Annotated in this window: 3 protein-coding genes and 1 pseudogene; all 4 read right to left on the minus strand. The window is 61.9% G+C overall.

What is annotated here, in order from left to right; translation table 11 throughout:
- Positions 1 to 203, minus strand: a 203-nt coding sequence (locus SO180_RS42370) for a hypothetical protein (RefSeq protein WP_449384705.1), incomplete at its 3' end; no start/stop codon positions are given.
- A 177-nt stretch (positions 204 to 380) separates the two neighbouring features.
- On the minus strand, positions 381 to 623 hold the full coding sequence (locus SO180_RS42375) for a hypothetical protein (protein ID WP_449384706.1): 243 nt from the start codon (positions 621 to 623) through the stop codon (positions 381 to 383).
- A gap of 86 nt (positions 624 to 709) precedes the next feature.
- Complete coding sequence (locus SO180_RS42380) at positions 710 to 1,096, minus strand: VOC family protein (protein ID WP_449384707.1); 387 nt, start codon at positions 1,094 to 1,096, stop codon at positions 710 to 712.
- A 24-nt stretch (positions 1,097 to 1,120) separates the two neighbouring features.
- A pseudogene (locus SO180_RS42385) lies at positions 1,121 to 1,211 on the minus strand (FkbM family methyltransferase); the annotation flags it as partial.

The following is a 1,211-nucleotide window of genomic DNA, read 5'->3' on the forward strand; positions in this document are numbered from 1 at the left end:
GGTGTGGGGCGGGCGGCCGGCGGTTGTTGTCCCGGCGCCTTTGGCTGCTCCCGGGATGGCTGCTTCGGTTTTCCGTCAGGGCCGACTTCGCCCTGCGCCTGCGCGATCACGATGGGTGCGCTTTGCTCGTGCGATGCGGAGCTTGCGAATGGCATCGCGGTCAGAGCCGTCGTGGCAAGCAGCACGAAGCGAAATTGAGTCATGTGGTGAGATCCTAGGGAAGGTTCTTGTAGAGTTTGGAGAGTCAGTGTTGCGATCAACGGATACGCATTAGGCCGGATTGTGGCGTGCGAAGCAGCCGCGTCTCGATTTATTTCTGCATGCAAATCACTTCAGAACATCGACGTTCATTGCGCATTCAGGCCCATCTTGCAATCGCCTCAGATGTGACGGTGCGACAAATTCGCATCCGTCGCGGGATTCGGCGTGCGCGGTCCGTTCGGTCCGCGCGGCGGAATCTCCTCCGGGACACGCCCGGGCAATTCATCGGGGCGTGGTGATTCGCCGGGCTCGCGCACCGGCGGCGTGATATCGGGCTGCGGATTGCCCGGCGGAATTCCTGGTGGCGGCTCACTCGGTGTGCCCGGTGTTGCCGGCGGAATCTCCGGGGGTTCGATCGGCATCATCCATCATCGACATGTCGTTGCTCGAAAGACGATAACGTTGCCAATGCGTCGATGTTCCCGCGCATGGTGGCGATGGAACAGGCTTATTCGAGCGCGTGACAGACGGCTTCGATGTTGTGACCATCTGGATCGAGCACGAACGCCCCGTAGTAAGTCGGATGATAATGTGCGCGAATGCCGGGCGGCCCGTTGTCGCGCCCGCCGGCCGCAATCGCCGCCTTGTAGAAGGCATCCACCGTGGTGCGGTCTTTTGCGAGAATCGCGACATGGACCGGCTTGTTCAACGCGCCTTCGCCGCCGATCCAGAAGTCCGGCTTGCCGTCGGCGCCAAAGCCCGCGGCGGGATCGTGGCCGGTCTGCTCCTGCGTGACCTCCATGATCAGGCTGTAGCCGAGCGGCGCCAGCGCCTTGGCATAGAACGCCTTGGCGCGCTCATAGTCGGAAACCGGAAAACCCATGTGATCGATCATCGGAATCTCCGTTGCTGGTTGTCGTCAGCGCGACAGGAAGGTGTTGCTGCGCGTCCTGCGCGTGATCGCAAATCCGCGCGCGACCATGTCTGCAATACAATCCTCGCGCCATTCG

The organism is Bradyrhizobium sp. UFLA05-112 (genome assembly GCF_053572325.1).

What these genes read in the sequence shown, in the direction of transcription:
- SO180_RS42375 (WP_449384706.1), bottom strand. Translation starts at nt 623, where the DNA reads ATGCCGATCGAACCCCCGGAGATTCCGCCGGCAACACCGGGCACACCG.
- SO180_RS42380 (WP_449384707.1), bottom strand. Translation starts at nt 1,096, where the DNA reads ATGATCGATCACATGGGTTTTCCGGTTTCCGACTATGAGCGCGCCAAG.